Origin of the sequence: Halomonas sp. C22 (assembly GCF_007655045.1) — a bacterium.
Classification (GTDB): domain Bacteria; phylum Pseudomonadota; class Gammaproteobacteria; order Pseudomonadales; family Halomonadaceae; genus Vreelandella; species Vreelandella hamiltonii.
Genome location: NZ_VBVC01000008.1, coordinates 83808 through 99231 on the forward strand (window position 1 = coordinate 83808; position 15424 = coordinate 99231).

At 59.0% G+C, this 15424-nt stretch carries 13 protein-coding genes; 11 read left to right on the forward strand and 2 right to left on the reverse strand.

Annotated features, from left to right (window positions below):
• Positions 1-10 precede the first annotated feature (10 nt).
• The 6 genes from FEU76_RS14710 (at position 11) to mgtE (ending at position 6472) form a co-directional block, all read left to right on the forward strand.
• Positions 11-547, forward strand: a complete 537-nt coding sequence (locus FEU76_RS14710) for a F0F1 ATP synthase subunit delta (RefSeq protein ID WP_039179024.1) — start codon at positions 11-13, stop codon at positions 545-547.
• A 16-nt stretch (positions 548-563) separates the two neighbouring features.
• Positions 564-2108 (forward strand): F0F1 ATP synthase subunit alpha, encoded by a 1545-nt coding sequence (gene atpA / locus FEU76_RS14715; protein ID WP_039179021.1) that lies wholly within the window; start codon positions 564-566, stop codon positions 2106-2108.
• A 65-nt stretch (positions 2109-2173) separates the two neighbouring features.
• Positions 2174-3061: a F0F1 ATP synthase subunit gamma gene (gene atpG, locus FEU76_RS14720; protein ID WP_096921749.1), complete on the forward strand. Its 888-nt coding sequence runs from the start codon at positions 2174-2176 to the stop codon at positions 3059-3061.
• Positions 3062-3137: 76 nt separating this feature from the next.
• Positions 3138-4517 (forward strand): F0F1 ATP synthase subunit beta, encoded by a 1380-nt coding sequence (gene atpD, locus FEU76_RS14725; RefSeq protein ID WP_016915577.1) that lies wholly within the window; start codon positions 3138-3140, stop codon positions 4515-4517.
• Between the two features lie 24 nt (positions 4518-4541).
• Entirely contained in the window at positions 4542-4970 is a 429-nt protein-coding gene (locus FEU76_RS14730) for a F0F1 ATP synthase subunit epsilon (protein ID WP_016915576.1), read from the forward strand.
• 119 nt (positions 4971-5089) lie between these two features.
• Positions 5090-6472, forward strand: a complete 1383-nt coding sequence (mgtE, locus tag FEU76_RS14735; RefSeq protein ID WP_144983971.1) for a magnesium transporter — start codon at positions 5090-5092, stop codon at positions 6470-6472.
• Here the strand turns inward: mgtE and FEU76_RS14740 are convergent.
• On the reverse strand, positions 6469-7662 hold the full coding sequence (locus FEU76_RS14740) for a cation diffusion facilitator family transporter (protein ID WP_039179012.1): 1194 nt from the start codon (positions 7660-7662) through the stop codon (positions 6469-6471). The genes mgtE and FEU76_RS14740 overlap by 4 nt on opposite strands.
• A gap of 181 nt (positions 7663-7843) precedes the next feature.
• Between FEU76_RS14740 and FEU76_RS14745 the strand changes: the two genes are divergently transcribed.
• From FEU76_RS14745 to nhaD, 5 genes are all read left to right on the forward strand, one after another.
• Positions 7844-8644, forward strand: coding sequence for an undecaprenyl-diphosphate phosphatase (locus tag FEU76_RS14745; protein ID WP_039179009.1), 801 nt, complete (start codon positions 7844-7846; stop codon positions 8642-8644).
• Positions 8645-8671: 27 nt separating this feature from the next.
• Entirely contained in the window at positions 8672-9769 is a 1098-nt protein-coding gene (locus FEU76_RS14750) for an FAD:protein FMN transferase (RefSeq protein ID WP_144983974.1), read from the forward strand.
• Positions 9770-9784: 15 nt separating this feature from the next.
• Positions 9785-11152 carry a bifunctional UDP-N-acetylglucosamine diphosphorylase/glucosamine-1-phosphate N-acetyltransferase GlmU gene (gene glmU / locus FEU76_RS14755; RefSeq protein ID WP_144983977.1) on the forward strand — a complete coding sequence of 456 codons (1368 nt, stop codon included), beginning with the start codon at positions 9785-9787 and terminating at the stop codon, positions 11150-11152.
• A gap of 43 nt (positions 11153-11195) precedes the next feature.
• Complete coding sequence (gene glmS, locus FEU76_RS14760; RefSeq protein ID WP_144983980.1) at positions 11196-13022, forward strand: glutamine--fructose-6-phosphate transaminase (isomerizing); 1827 nt, start codon at positions 11196-11198, stop codon at positions 13020-13022.
• 155 nt (positions 13023-13177) lie between these two features.
• Positions 13178-14644 carry a sodium:proton antiporter NhaD gene (nhaD, locus tag FEU76_RS14765; protein ID WP_144983981.1) on the forward strand — a complete coding sequence of 489 codons (1467 nt, stop codon included), beginning with the start codon at positions 13178-13180 and terminating at the stop codon, positions 14642-14644.
• 96 nt (positions 14645-14740) lie between these two features.
• Here nhaD and FEU76_RS14770 read toward each other — a convergent pair whose 3' ends face one another.
• The gene (locus FEU76_RS14770; RefSeq protein WP_144983985.1) at positions 14741-15358 is read right to left on the reverse strand and encodes a CBS domain-containing protein; all 618 of its coding nucleotides are present in this window, start codon (positions 15356-15358) and stop codon (positions 14741-14743) included.
• Positions 15359-15424: the final 66 nt, after the last annotated feature.

A 15424-nucleotide genomic window follows, 5' to 3' on the forward strand; every position in this document is an offset into this window, starting at 1 on the left:
GAGGTGATCTATGGCGGAACAAACGACCGTCGCTCGTCCTTACGCCAAAGCGGCGTTTGAATACGCGCGCGATCATCAGGCACTAGACGTTTGGTCACAAGCGTTGAAAGTAGCAGCAGCGATCGTGAAGGATCGGCAGGTTGCTAGCCTGTTAGGTAGCCCCAAACTGAGCAGCGAACAGAAAGTAGCATTGCTGTCAGATATGTTGTCTGACGACGCGGATGATGCTTTCAAACGCTTTTTAGTAGCTTTAGCGGATCAGCGTCGACTCATGACGCTGGACGCAATTGCTGAACAGTTTGAACACCTTCGTGCAGAGCATGAGCAGCGTATCGACGTCACTGTGGTTTCAGCCTACAAGCTGGATAGCAAGCAGCAGACCAAGCTGGCAAACGCGCTCAAGAAGCGTCTGAATCGCGAAATCTCCATTACTACTCAGGTCGACAAGTCGCTCATTGGCGGTGTCATCCTGCGTGCCGGCGATACCGTCATTGACGGTTCGGTGCGTGGTCGATTGAACCGTCTTTCCGAAGCGCTGACCGCTTGAGTCTGAGGGACATGGCATGCAGCAACTGAATCCTTCCGAGATCAGCGACATCATCAAGCAGCGAATTGAGAAGCTTGACGTCGCATCCGAAGCCCGTAATCAGGGCACCATCGTCAGCGTTTCCGACGGTATCGTGAAAATTCACGGCCTCGAAGACGCGATGTTCGGTGAAATGATCGAATTCCCCAACAGCATCTTCGGCATGGTACTCAACCTGGAGCGTGACTCCGTGGGTGCCGTTGTCCTGGGTGACTACCTGCAGCTTGAAGAAGGCATGACCGCTCAGTGTACCGGTCGTATTCTTGAAGTTCCGGTAGGCCCCGAGCTGGTGGGTCGCGTTGTCGACGCGCTGGGTAACCCCATCGACGGCAAAGGCGAGATCAACGCAAAACTGACCGATGCGGTAGAAAAGGTAGCGCCTGGCGTTATCACCCGTCAGTCCGTTGACGAACCCATCCAGACGGGTCTGAAGTCCATCGACGCCATGGTGCCGATCGGTCGTGGTCAGCGTGAGCTGATCATCGGCGACCGTCAGATCGGTAAATCCGCCATTGCCATCGATGCGATCATCAACCAGAAAGGCAAGGGCGTGACCTGTGTCTACGTGGCCATCGGTCAGAAGCAGTCGACCATTGCCAACGTGGTGCGCAAGCTCGAAGAGCACGGCGCGATGGAGCACACCATCGTGGTGGCGGCTGGCGCTGCCGACCCGGCACCCATGCAGTTCCTGGCGGCCTACTCTGGCTGCACCATGGGCGAGTACTTCCGTGACCGTGGCGAAGACGCGCTGATCGTGTATGACGATCTCTCCAAGCAAGCCGTTGCCTACCGTCAGGTATCGCTGCTGCTGCGCCGTCCGCCGGGCCGTGAAGCTTACCCGGGTGACGTGTTCTATCTCCACTCCCGTCTGCTGGAGCGCGCTGCGCGCGTCAATGTCGACTACGTCGAGAAGTTCACCAACGGCGAAGTGAAAGGCAAGACCGGTTCCTTGACCGCGCTGCCGATCATCGAAACCCAAGGCGGTGACGTATCGGCCTTCGTTCCGACCAACGTCATCTCCATCACCGATGGTCAGATCTTCCTGGAAACCAACCTGTTCAACTCCGGTATTCGTCCGGCGATCAACGCAGGTCTGTCGGTTTCTCGTGTTGGTGGTGCTGCACAGACCAAGATCATCAAGAAGTTGGGTGGTGGTGTGCGTCTGGCGTTGGCTCAGTACCGCGAACTGGCGGCGTTCTCGCAGTTTGCCTCTGACCTGGATGAAGCCACGCGTAAGCAGCTCGAGCACGGTCAGCGTGTTACCGAGCTGATGAAGCAGAAGCAGTACTCGCCGATGTCCGTGGCGGAAATGGCCCTGTCTCTGTACGCTGCCAACGAAGGTTACCTGGACGATGTGAGCGTCGAGAAGGTGCTGGACTTCGAACGTGCTCTGCACGACTACATGAAGTCCGAGCACCGCGAACTGCTCGACAAGATCAACCAGACCGGCGACTACAACGGCGAGATTCAGGACGGTTTGAAGTCGGGTCTCGAGAAGTTCAAGGCGACTCAGAGCTGGTAATGTCTGGCCCGCCTGTGGGCGGGCTTGCATGCTTTCTGAGAGCCACGAACGAAGGGTAGATCGCTATGGCAGCTGCAAAAGAGATACGCACCCAGATCGGGAGCATCAAAAATACGCAGAAGATCACCAGCGCCATGGAAATGGTGGCTGCATCGAAAATGCGTAAAGCGCAAGATCTGATGAAGGCCGGCCAGCCGTACGCCAAGCAGATCCGTAACGTGGTAGGCCACATTGCTGACGCTAACCCCGAATACAAGCACGACTACATGGTCGAGCGAAGCGAGGTAAAACGCGTCGGATATATTGTGGTTTCCACTGATCGCGGGCTGTGTGGCGGTTTGAACGTCAACTTGTTCAAGGCAGTGGTGAAAGATGCTGTTGCCTGGAAACAGCAAGGTGCTGAGCTGGATTTCTGTGCCCTCGGTTCGAAAGCAGGTGCTTTCTTCCGCAACTATGGTGGCAACTTGATTGCTGCGAAAAGCGGATTAGGAGAGTCGCCTACCGTCGAGGGTCTGATCGGTAGTGTCAAGGTCATGCTGGAAGCGTATGACGAAGGACGCCTGGATCGTTTGTTTGTGGTGTACAACGAGTTTGTAAACACCATGACGCAAAGACCCGTTGTGCGTCAGCTTCTTCCTCTGTCGTCCGATATGGGCGCAGACGCTAAGCATGACGAAGAAAACGCCCGTCCCGGAAGCTGGGACTACCTGTATGAACCGGATGCCAAGGCGTTGCTGGACAGCCTGTTGGTTCGATTCATCGAATCGCAGGTGTATCAGGCGGTAGTCGAAAACGGTGCGTGCGAACAGGCCGCCCGTATGATCGCTATGAAGAGTGCCACTGATAACGCGGGCAACCTGATTGACGATCTGGAGATGGTTTACAACAAGGCCCGTCAGGCCGCCATCACCCAGGAAATTTCCGAGATCGTCGGCGGCGCTTCTGCCGTTTAACGCCGAGGGAGTGGTCTGACTGACAGGTCATTCCCGGCAGACAGGTTTCATTTGCAGGTTTTTGAGAGGAACCAAGATGAGCGGACGTATCGTACAAATCATCGGCGCGGTGATTGACGTAGAGTTTCCGCGGGACTCTGTGCCCAAGGTCTACGACGCGCTGAAGGTCTCCAATGTTGAGACCATCCTCGAAGTCCAGCAGCAGCTGGGCGACGGCGTAGTACGCGCCATTGCCATGGGCTCCACCGAGGGTCTGAAGCGTGGCCTGGACGTGGTCAACACAGGTGCCGCGATTTCCGTACCGGTGGGTAAGGAAACGCTGGGCCGCATCATGAACGTGCTCGGTGAGCCGATCGATGAAGCGGGCCCGATTGGCGAGCAAGAGCGCATGCCGATCCACCGTAAAGCCCCCAGCTATGCCGACCAGGCAGCTTCCAACGAGCTGCTCGAGACCGGTATCAAGGTCATCGACCTGGTATGCCCCTTCGCGAAAGGCGGAAAGGTTGGTCTGTTCGGCGGCGCGGGTGTCGGTAAAACCGTCAACATGATGGAGCTTATCCGCAACATCGCCACCGAACACAGCGGCTACTCCGTATTCGCAGGTGTGGGTGAGCGTACTCGTGAGGGTAACGACTTCTATCATGAAATGACCGAATCCAACGTTATCGACAAGGTAGCGCTGGTATATGGTCAGATGAACGAGCCGCCCGGCAACCGTCTGCGCGTAGCGCTGACCGGCCTGACCATCGCTGAGAAATTCCGTGATGAAGGCCGTGACGTTCTGCTGTTCGTCGACAACATCTATCGTTACACCCTGGCCGGTACCGAAGTATCTGCACTGCTGGGCCGTATGCCTTCAGCGGTAGGTTACCAGCCGACGCTGGCGGAAGAGATGGGCGTTCTTCAGGAGCGTATCACTTCCACCAAGACAGGCTCTATCACGTCGGTGCAGGCCGTTTACGTTCCTGCGGATGACTTGACTGACCCGTCTCCGGCGACCACCTTCTCCCACCTTGACGCTACCGTGGTACTGGCGCGTTCCATCGCTGAGCTGGGTATCTACCCCGCCATCGATCCGCTGGACTCCACGTCACGTCAGCTGGACCCGCTGGTCGTCGGTGAAGAGCACTACGAAGTGGCGCGTGGCGTGCAGAACGTTCTGCAGCGTTACAAGGAACTGAAGGACATCATCGCGATCCTGGGTATGGACGAGCTGTCTGACGAAGACAAGCTGGCCGTATCTCGTGCGCGTAAGATCCAGCGCTTCCTGTCTCAGCCGTTCTTCGTGGCTGAGGTATTCACAGGCTCACCCGGCAAGTATGTTTCTCTGAAAGACACCATCCGTGGCTTCCAGGGCATTCTGGCTGGCGAGTATGACGATCTGCCGGAACAGGCCTTCTACATGGTCGGCTCCATCGACGAAGCTGTCGACAAAGCCAACCAGATGAAGAAGTAATCCCGTCCATTAGGGGGATTCGCTATGGCGAATAGCTTCACTTGCAATATCGTCAGCGCAGAAGCATCCATCTTCTCAGGCAAGGTCGAGCAGGTGGTGGCTTCCGGGATCATGGGTGACCTCGGCATCTTGCCGGGGCACGCCCCGCTGCTGACCGAGCTTCAGCCGGGCCCGATCCGCGTGATCCACGATGGCGGCAAGGAAGAAAACTTCTTTGTCTCTGGCGGCTTCATGGAAGTCCAGCCAGATGTCGTGACGATCCTGGCAGATGCCGCTGCTCGTGCCGGTGACCTCGACGAGGCCGCCGCCGAGGAAGCGCGTCAGCAGGCGCTGAAAGCCTTTAACGACAAGTCGGCAGAGCTGGATTATACCCGTGCTGCTGCTGAACTTGCCGAAGCCGTTGCTCAGTTGCGAACGATCCAGCAACTGCGCAAAAAGGCGGGTAAAGGCTAGTTACACGCACTGTGTACCCAAACGCCCCTTAAACCCGACCAGGGTTTAAGGGGCGTTTTTTTTGTCTGTTAGTATGGTGGTCAGTCGTCCCGGATTTGTATGGGCATCAGGAGAGAGCGATGGCGCTGAACGAAGAAGCCTTACAGGAATTGAAAACCGAGCTGCTCGAGGAGCTGGTCAAGGAAGAGCCCAACAAGGCGCAGTTGGCGGAACGCCTCGCCGAAATTCGCTCGGCCGACATTGGCGAAGTGCTGGAAGAGCTGATCGAAGAGGATGAGGAGCTACGTGCGGCCCTGACGGTGCTGGACATACTCTCCACCGAGCGAGCCGCCAATGTACTGGGCTATTTGCCAGGCGAGAGTCAGCTCGAAGTCGTCGGTGAGCTGAGCGACACCCAAGTGCTCAAGCTGCTGGAGGAGATGGGGTCGGACGAGCGGGTGGATCTGTTCAACCTGCTCGATGAAGATCGCCGCGAAGCGTTGTTGCGTCGCATGGCGCACCAGGAGCGGGAAGATCTCAAGCGTCTGGCCAGCTATGAAGAAGGCACGGCCGGCGCCATCATGACCTCTGACTATGTAGCGATAGCCAGTGGCATGACGGTGTCACAGGCGATGATGCGGGTACGACAGACAGCGCCGGATGCGGAAACGGTCTACCAGCTCTACATCCTCGACAAGGAAGGCGAGCTGGTGGGAACCATGTCGTTGCGGCAGCTGATGGTCGCCCGTCCGGGTGCCATCGTCGATGACATCATGATCAAGGATGTCATCAGCACCCACGTAGACGAAGAGCAGGAAGAAGTGGCGCGTATCGTGGCGCGCTATGACCTGCTGGCGCTGCCGGTACTCGATCAGGATGGGCGCATGGTGGGGATCGTGACCCACGATGATGCCATGGACGTGGCCGAATCCGAGGCCACCGAAGATATCCACAAGGGGATGTCGATTGGCCAATTGGAAGATGGTGTCAGTCGGGTGCCCCTGGCCAGCCTTTACCGCAAGCGGGTGACCTGGCTGGTACTGCTGGTGTTTGCCAACCTGTTTTCGGGGGCTGGTATTGCGTACTTCGAAGATACCATTGCCGCCCAGGTCGCTCTGGTATTCTTCCTGCCGCTGTTGATTGGCAGTGGCGGTAATGCGGGCGCCCAGGCGGCCACGCTGATGGTGCGGGGTATGGCCACCGGGGACGTAGGGGTCAAGGACTGGAGCAAGATGCTGGGCAGGGAGCTGCTGGTGGCCGGTGCGCTGGGGCTGACCATGGCGTTGGCCGTCGCGCCCATCGGGGTCATGCGCGGCGGTGAGGAAGTCGCCATGGTGGTCGCGTTGAGCATGGTCACCATCGTGCTGTTCGGTAGCATGATGGGCATGTGTCTGCCGTTCGTGCTGGAGCGCTTCAAGGTGGACCCGGCCACGGCCTCGGCACCGCTGGTGACGACCTTGATCGATGCCTCGGGGGTATTGATCTACTTCACCATCGCCACCGCCATTCTGACCAACGTCTAGCGCATGGCGCTGCTGGCCGCGCGGGTGATGAACATCACTTCCACGTGGCCCAGCCATTCGATGTCGCTGGCCAGCGCCTTGAGTTGGCTGGCCAGGCACTGGGGCGGCTGGTGGACCGCGTCACCGATGATCAGCGTGACCGATACCTTGTCGTCCAGGTAGTGAAGCTGCAGATCGTTCAACGTGCGCCATACCGGGTGCATGTACCAGCGTTCGTCGAGGGCGGCTTCCACTTCTGGGCGCAAGGGCAGGCCGGGCAGGCGGCTCGGGTCGCCTTCACCGGCGTCGTCTTCCGGGTCCACGTGGAAAATGACATCGGTCAGCAGCGGAAACTCGTGGCGCAGGCGGCGGCTCACTTCGTTGCCAATTTCATGGGCTTCGGAAACGGTGATACGCGGGCCTACCACCACGTGCAGGTCCACCATCACCCAGCCCGCCGATTGGCGCGTGCGCAGGTCATGCACGCTATCCACGCCGGGCACGCTGCAGGCCACGTCATGCATCTGCTGCTGCACGTCTTCGGGCAAGGCGGTATCCACCAGCTCTCTGGCGGACTCCCACAGCAGGTCGATGCCGACCTTACCTACCAGCAAACCCACGATGATCGCAGCCACGGCGTCCAGCCACCCCAGCCCATACTGGGCACCCACCAGCGCTACCAGCACGACGGCCGTGGAGAGAGCATCGCTGCGGGAGTGCCAGGCATTGGCTTCCAGCAGCTTGGACTTGACCCGTTTGGCGACCCGCATGGTGTAGCGGAAGATCCACTCCTTGCTGATCAGGGCCAGTACCGTCACCGCGATGGCAAAAGCGCCGGGTGCGCCCACTTCGGTACCGCTCAACAGGCGGTCGATGCTCGACCAGGCAATACCGCCGGCCACGAAGATCAGCACGCTGCCCAGCAGTAGCGTGGTCAGCGTTTCGATGCGGCCATGGCCATAATGGTGGTCGTTATCCGGTTCCTGACGGCCATAATGAATGGCGGCCAGGACAAAACCATCGGTGACAAGGTCAGACAGGGAGTGAATGCCATCGGCAATCAAGGCTGCCGAGCCGACCAGAAATCCCACCGCTACCTTGACGATACTCAGCAACCCATCCAGCCAGGCACCAATGTACGTGACACGCTTGGCTTCCTGGCTGTCTATGGCGTTGCTGGGAACCACTGATGATTCTGGGGTCTGAGTCATGGGGTACCTTGAAGACTCGCTCTTTCGATAGGCGCTTATTGTAGCGCACCACGGCGCAAGCTCTATACCTTCTTGCCAGGAGTCCTTGGCCAGAGCGGACAATGAAAGCGGGGATGTGTATCCTTGGCAGCTCTGGTACTCCCAGCCATCGCCCTTTGACTCACTGTTTACAGGATGCACCATGGATTGGCTTCAAGTCATTATTCTGGCGTTAGTGCAAGGACTAACGGAATTCTTGCCTATTTCAAGCTCTGCACACCTGATTCTGGTGCCTGAACTGACCTCTTGGGAAGATCAAGGGTTAGCCTTTGACGTGGCACTGCATTTGGGAAGCCTGAGCGCGGTCGTCATCTACTTTCGTCATGAAATCATTCAGATGATCACCAGCACCTCCAAGGCGTTGGTAGGGCGCGGGGTGGATGAAGATGCTCGCTTGGGCATTTGGGTCGTCATTGCGACGATACCCGTCTGTCTGGTGGGGTTTCTGCTCCACGATGTGATTTCAGGCTATATGCGTTCAACCCTGATCATCGGGGCGAGCCTTATCGTTTTCGGCCTGCTGCTAGGCTTTGCCGATTGGCGCAAGCGTGGGACACGTAGTGAGTATCAGATGTCGCTCAAAGACGTGCTCATCATCGGTGGTGCCCAGGTGTTGGCGCTGATTCCAGGCACGTCCCGTTCCGGGATCACCATCACGGCAGCCCTGCTGGTAGGCATGAGCCGAGAGGGCGCGGCACGCTTCTCGTTTCTGCTGTCGATTCCCGTGATTGTGCTGGCTGGAGGACTGGAGGCCGTTGGCTTGCTCCGTGACCCACAGGCCATCGACTGGCCAGCCATGATCGTCGGTACGCTTCTCTCTGGTATTAGCGCTTACTTGTGTATTCACTATTTTCTGGTCGTCATCAAGAAACTGGGCATGCAGCCGTTCGTGGTTTACCGCGTGGTATTTGGTCTCTGGCTGCTGTGGTTCTTCCACTTCTGACCCCGCGCACATTTCAAGGAAAATGCGATGAACATCGGCTATCGCCCTTTTTTGGCTGGCATTGGCTTACTGACCCTGTTGCCCCTGATGGCAGGCTGCTCCGAGAGTGATCGCCCCCTAGAGCCGCCCACCCGGTTTGAAGGAGGGGTATTTGGCTCTTTCTACCAGGTGACGGTGATGGATCCGCTGACCCAGGGTCAGGCACAGGCGTTGGAAGAGGGCTTTCTGGCCGAACTCGAGAGCGTGGACCGTTCCATGTCGACCTATCGGGATGACGCCGAGCTGGTAACGTTCAATCATGCACCGCTGGACGAATGGCAGCCGTTGTCGAATGAGCTGGTCGAGGTATTGGCCGTCAGCCAAGCCGTTGCGACAGATAGCGATGGTGCCTTCGACGTGACAGTGGGCGGCCTGGTGAATCTGTGGAGTTTCGGGCCAGAGGCGAGGCCAGAAGAAGTGCCCAGCGATGAAGCCCTTGCCGAACGCCTTTCGACCGTCGGGTATGACGCCCTGGAAGTGGATACCCAGCAGATGCAGGCGCGACGCACGCGGGATATCTTTGTCGATCTTTCTGGCGTGGCGAAAGGTCATGCCGTCGATCGAGTGGGTGCGTATCTGGACCAGCAGGGGATCGAGCACTATCTGGTGAACCTGGGGGGAGACATGATCGCCCGTGGTTACCGGGAGCCCGACGAGGAACTGGCTTGGCGTGTAGGTATCGAAGTGCCGGAAGACGGTGAGCAAAGGGCTCAGCATATCGTGCCGCTCAGCAACTTGTCGGTGGCGACCTCCGGTGACTACCGCAATTACTTCGAAGTCGACGGGCAGCGCTACTCGCATACCATCAATCCTCGTGACGGCAAACCGATTACCCATGACCTGGTATCGGTGTCGGTCTTCCACCCTTCCAATGCATGGGCGGATGCCTGGGCCACGGCACTGCTGGTCGTCGGCACGGAAGAGGGAATGGCACTGGCCCTTGAACACGACCTGAGCGTACTGCTGCTGGTGCGCGACGGCGACCGCTGGCGCAGCATCGCCAGCCCTGCGTTTACGAACTATTTTGGTGATGCGCTGCTGGAAGAGCTGGGCATCGATGCCTGGACACCGGCAGTGGCCCAATAACGGTAGGTACTGAACATGCATGATCTCGACATCGTCATTCTGGCCGCTGGCAAAGGGACGCGGATGCGCTCTCCCTTGCCGAAAGTGCTGCATACCCTGGCAGGCAAACCCATGGTGCAGCACGTGCTGGAGACCGCTCAGGCGCTGAATCCGGCACGGACCCACGTGGTGATCGGTCACGGCGCTGACCAACTGCGAGAAGCGCTGGCAGAGCATGACGTGCTGTTTGCTCTGCAGGAAGAGCAAAAGGGGACGGGGCATGCCGTGGCTCAGGCCCAGGCTCGTTTGGGCAACGGCGTCGTGCTGGTGCTTTACGGCGATGTGCCGCTAATTCGCCGTGACACGTTGGCCAACCTGCTGACTCAGGTGGATGAGCAGCATATGGGCCTGTTGACGGTCACGCTGGACGACCCTGGCGGCTACGGGCGCATCGTGCGCGATAGTGACGGGCAGGCCGTGGCGATTGTCGAGCAAAAAGATGCCAACGACGAGCAACTGAGCATCACCGAGTGCAATACCGGCATCATGGCCATGACCAGCGCTCAACTGAAGCGCTGGTTGCCCCAGCTCTCGGCAGAGAATGCCCAGGGTGAGTACTATCTGACCGACGTCATTGCCATGGCTGCCAGCGAAGGTATCAAGGTGGCCACGGCGCAGCCCCACGATGCTACCGAGGTGGAAGGGGTCAACAACCGTGCGCAGATGGCCCGTCTGGAGCGTGCTTACCAGCAGCAGACGGCGGAAGCGTTGATGGCCCAGGGCGTTGCCCTGGCAGACCCGGCGAGAATCGATGTGCGCGGCAAGCTCACCTGTGGACACGACGTGTTCATCGATGTGGGTTGCGTCTTCGAAGGGGACGTGGAGTTGGGCGAAGGCGTGCGCGTTGGCCCTTATTGCGTGATCAAGAACAGCACCCTCGGTGCTGAAAGCGTCATCGATAGCCACAGCGTCATCGACTCCACGGTGGCCGCTGGCCATAATCAGATTGGGCCCTACGCTCGTCTTCGCCCCGGCACGCGTCTGGCGGTCAAGGCGAAAGTGGGCAACTTCGTGGAGACCAAGAACGCCGAGGTCGGCGAAGGCAGCAAGATCAACCACCTGAGCTATGTGGGCGATGCCACCCTGGGGCGTGAAGTGAACGTTGGGGCAGGTACCATCACCTGCAACTACGATGGCGCCAACAAGCATCGCACGCAGATTGGCGACCATGCGTTCATTGGCTCCAACAGCGCGCTGGTCGCGCCTGTTTCGATTGGTCAGGGAGCCACCGTGGGCGCGGGCTCCACCATCGCCAAGGACGTGGCAGAACATGCCTTGGTGGTCACTCGCAGCCGCCAGTTGGAAAAGGCCGACTGGCCGCGCCCCACCAAGAAAGCAAACTAACTATCGGTGACACAGGCGCTTGGCGCCTCCAGGAGAGTGGAGTATGTGCGGTATCGTCGCAGCCGTGGCACAGCGCAATGTGCAGGGAATATTGTTGGAAGGACTCAAGCGTCTGGAGTATCGCGGTTATGACTCGGCAGGCATGACGATACTCAGCAGCGGATCATTGACCCGCCACCGGGCCCTGGGCAAGGTGGCGGCCCTGGAAGAGCGCCTGGCCAGCGAGGCACTGCCGGGGCATTGCGGTATCGCCCATACTCGCTGGGCCACCCATGGCAAGCCCTCCGAGGCCAATGCCCATCCCCACCACAGCAGTGACAATGTCGCCGTGGTACATAACGGCATCATCGAGAACTACGAGCAGATCAAAGAAACGCTGCAGGGCAGTGGCTACACCTTCACTTCCGACACCGATACCGAAGTGATTGCTCACTTGCTGGCCGACAAACTGGCGACCGACAAGACACTGTTCGAGGCGACCCAGGAGATCGTCAGCAGGCTGGGGGGCGCCTACGCGCTGGGCGTGATGAGTACGCACGAGCCCAACGTGGTGGTGGGCGCGCGCCAGGGCAGCCCGCTGGTGGTGGGCGTGGGGATCGATGAGGCCTTCCTGGCCTCCGACCCGCTGGCGCTGTTGCAGGTCACCGACCGCTTCATCTACCTGGAAGAGGGCGATCTGGTCGAGCTGCGCGAACACGGTGTCATCCGCATCGTCGACCGTCAGGGGCACGATGTCCAGCGCCCGGTACATACCTTCGAGCATGGCGATGGCGCTGCCAGCAAGGGAGAGTATCGCCACTACATGCTCAAGGAAATCTTCGAGCAGCCCAAGGTCATCGAGGCAGCGCTGGAAGGGCGCATCAGCGCCAGCAGCGTTCTGGTCGAAAGCTTCGGGCCAGACGCCCAGGCGCTGTTCCAGAAAGCCCGCCAAGTGCACATCATTGCCTGTGGCACCAGCTACCATGCGGGCTTGGTGGCCCGCTACTGGCTGGAGCGCTACGCTGGCGTGCCGGTGCAGGTCGAAGTGGCCTCCGAGTATCGCTACCGCCATCCGGTGGTACCGGAAGGCACGCTATTCGTCACCCTCTCTCAGTCTGGGGAAACCGCCGATACGCTGGCAGCGCTGCGGTTTGCCAAAACCCTGGGCTATGTCGGCACGCTGGCAATCTGCAACGTGCCCGGCAGTTCGCTGGTGCGCGAATCGGATATGTCGCTGATGACCCGCGCTGGCCCTGAAATCGGCGTGGCCTCCACCAAGGCATTCACGACGCAGTTGATCGCACTGCTGCTGCTGACGCTTTCCGTCAGTAAAGCGAAAGGCCAGCCGGAGCAGCCGGAGATTCTGGCGGGTCTTCAGGCCCTGCCATCGCTCTGCCAGCAGGTGCTAGGCCTCGATGCGCAGATCGAAGCGCTTTCCCAGGCGTTTGCCGAAAAGCATCATGCGCTGTTCTTGGGCCGTGGTGCCCATTATCCGATTGCTCTGGAAGGCGCCCTGAAGCTCAAGGAAATCTCCTACATCCACGCGGAAGCCTATCCTGCGGGTGAGCTGAAGCACGGCCCGTTGGCGCTGGTGGATAATGAGATGCCGGTAATTTCGGTAGCGCCCAATGACGAGCTGCTGGAAAAGCTGAAGTCCAACCTTCAAGAAGTGCGCGCTCGCGGTGGTCAGCTGTTCGTATTTGCCGATCGCAAGGTAGGCATCAGCGCCCAGGAAGATATCCGCGTACTGGAATTACCGGAGGTGCACGAGGCACTGGCGCCGCTGTTATATACCCTGCCGTTACAGCTGCTGAGCTATCACGTAGCCGTGCTGAAAGGCACCGATGTGGACCAGCCACGTAATCTGGCGAAAAGCGTGACGGTGGAATAAAACCCAAGACACAATTAATTGCAAAGGCCTGCATGAAAGCGCTTTACAGGATGCGGCGAATGGCCGCATCTTATGCGCAATCGCTGCGTTGCAGCACATAGTTAGTGTGCTTATTATCGTGGCGGTACTCTCTTACCCTGCCAGGACCACTTGCCATGAAACCACCTAACGCCCTCGCAGCACGGCACTCCTCCCGCCGAGCCGCTTGGTTGTTGACCGCCCTCTGCTTGACCCTCTTGCCCTCCTTTGCTTTTGCTGCTGCCGGCCCGCTAGACCTGACCTCCTCACTGACCGGTATTGCGGCGGTGACCATCTTCATTCTTGCTTATGCGTTGGTCATGAGTGAAGAAATTATCCACATGCGCAAGTCCAAGCCGGTGTTGGTGGCGGCGGGACTCATCTGGGCCATGGTGGCTTGGGTGTACGTTCAGGCAGGCATGCCTCATGAAGCGGAAGAAGCCTTCAAGGAGACGCTGCTGGAGTACGCCGAGCTGCTGCTGTTCCTGCTGGTGGCGATGACCTACATCAACGCCATGGAAGAGCGGCGTGTCTTCGATACGCTGCGTGCCTGGCTGGTGCGCAAGGGGTTCAGCTACCGAACCCTTTTCTGGATCACCGGCTGTCTCGCGTTTGCCATCTCCTCGATTGCCAACAACATGACCACGGCCATGTTGATGTGTGCCGTCGTCTTGAAGGTGGCTGAGGGAGACAACAAGTTCATCAGCCTGTGCTGTGTCAACGTGGTGGTTGCTTCCAACGCAGGGGGCGCCTTCAGCCCGTTTGGCGACATTACCACGCTGATGGTTTGGCAAGCCGGACAAGTGCCGTTTGAAGGCTTCTTTGCGTTGCTGGTGCCCGCCATCGTCAACTTCATGGTGCCAGCGTTGATCATGAACTTCTTCCTCGTCAACCGTCAGCCTGCCGCCCTGACCGAGAACGTCTGGATGAAGCGCGGCGCGAAGCGCATCATTCTCCTGTTCCTGGTCACCGTGGCCATCTCGGTACTCTGCCATTCGATCCTGTATCTCCCTCCTGCCATGGGCATGATGTTTGGTCTGGGCCTGCTGCAGTTCTTTGGCTACTACCTGCGTCGCAGCCTGCCACGCTCGCTGGAGCGCAAGCGCGAGCGCTACTCTCGCCGTGGCGATTGGCAAAAGCTGGAGCAACTGGGCAGCGTGGTGCCGTTCGATATCTTCAGCCGGATTGCGCGCTCCGAGTGGGACACGCTGCTGTTCTTCTACGGGGTCGTCATGTGTGTCGGTGGCCTTGGCTTCATGGGCTATCTCAGCCTGCTGTCTGAAACCCTGTACGGCGGCTGGAACCCGGTCTGGGCCAACGTGGTGCTGGGCCTGATTTCCGCCGTGGTGGACAACATTCCCGTGATGTTTGCCGTGCTCTCCATGGCACCAGACATGAGCGAAGGCAACTGGCTGCTGATTACCCTGACGGCGGGGGTGGGCGGTAGCCTGCTTTCCATGGGGTCTGCCGCTGGGGTGGCGCTGATGGGCCAGGCAAGGGGCATATACACCTTTGCCGTTCATCTGCGCTGGGTACCCGCCATCCTGCTGGGCTATGTGGCCAGTATCGCGGCGCATCTGATGATCAACGCCAGCATGTTTTGAAAACCCACCGTTTGCCCAGCGCTGGCCGCTGGGCAGGCAAGCAAAACGCCCCTTATCGAAGATAAGGGGCGTTTTGGTCAGTAAGCGGGTTGAAACTTACAAATCGTGACCGGTGACCACTTGGCAAATGTCGGCGAAGCTGCGGGCCATGGGTACTACCGTGGCATCGGCTTTTCCCTTGGTCTGCTTGCCCATGACGGCTTGAATGTCCGTGGCCGACACGATTCCCCGTACGCTGAGTTCGTGGTTGGCCGTCTGCTCGGTAATCAGCAGGTGTTGCTCGGCAAACGTTTCCATGGAACGCACCAGATCCTCGATGGTGAGCGCTGTCAGCTGCTCCAGCGGCATGGCGCTGAGTTTTTCCCAGGGCGTCATGATCATGGCAGCCGTCACTTCGGAACGTTCCAGATTACGCTGCTGCATGGCAATATTGATGCGTCGTGAGCCAATCACTTCCTTGGCCGACAGCACGCCGACGCAGTGATTCTGCTTGTCCATCACGAACAGCAGGCGAACACCGCCATGGCGCATCTTCAGGTGGGCTTCATCGATGGGCGTATCGCCAGCGACAGATTGTGGCACCACCTTGGTGAAATCGGTCAGAACCGACAGCGCCGGGCTATTGGGTGTCAACGTCTTGGCGGCCGGGGTGGTCAGCAGCGGTGTTGCGCCAAATTGGATAAGGGCTTTATGAGATTTCAGCAGTGAATTCATCGGGGGTACCTCCGTGGGGTGAACAGCAGGTCATTGACTGATTGCCTGCTCTGTACCTTCACAGTT

Coding starts and splice junctions, on each gene's coding strand:
- glmU (WP_144983977.1), top strand. CDS start 9,785: ATGCATGATCTCGACATCGTCATTCTGGCCGCTGGCAAAGGGACGCGG.
- FEU76_RS14770 (WP_144983985.1), bottom strand. CDS start 15,358: ATGAATTCACTGCTGAAATCTCATAAAGCCCTTATCCAATTTGGCGCA.
- atpG (WP_096921749.1), top strand. CDS start 2,174: ATGGCAGCTGCAAAAGAGATACGCACCCAGATCGGGAGCATCAAAAAT.
- atpA (WP_039179021.1), top strand. CDS start 564: ATGCAGCAACTGAATCCTTCCGAGATCAGCGACATCATCAAGCAGCGA.
- FEU76_RS14740 (WP_039179012.1), bottom strand. CDS start 7,662: ATGACTCAGACCCCAGAATCATCAGTGGTTCCCAGCAACGCCATAGAC.
- nhaD (WP_144983981.1), top strand. CDS start 13,178: ATGAAACCACCTAACGCCCTCGCAGCACGGCACTCCTCCCGCCGAGCC.
- FEU76_RS14730 (WP_016915576.1), top strand. CDS start 4,542: ATGGCGAATAGCTTCACTTGCAATATCGTCAGCGCAGAAGCATCCATC.
- FEU76_RS14710 (WP_039179024.1), top strand. CDS start 11: ATGGCGGAACAAACGACCGTCGCTCGTCCTTACGCCAAAGCGGCGTTT.
- glmS (WP_144983980.1), top strand. CDS start 11,196: ATGTGCGGTATCGTCGCAGCCGTGGCACAGCGCAATGTGCAGGGAATA.
- FEU76_RS14745 (WP_039179009.1), top strand. CDS start 7,844: ATGGATTGGCTTCAAGTCATTATTCTGGCGTTAGTGCAAGGACTAACG.
- mgtE (WP_144983971.1), top strand. CDS start 5,090: ATGGCGCTGAACGAAGAAGCCTTACAGGAATTGAAAACCGAGCTGCTC.
- atpD (WP_016915577.1), top strand. CDS start 3,138: ATGAGCGGACGTATCGTACAAATCATCGGCGCGGTGATTGACGTAGAG.
- FEU76_RS14750 (WP_144983974.1), top strand. CDS start 8,672: ATGAACATCGGCTATCGCCCTTTTTTGGCTGGCATTGGCTTACTGACC.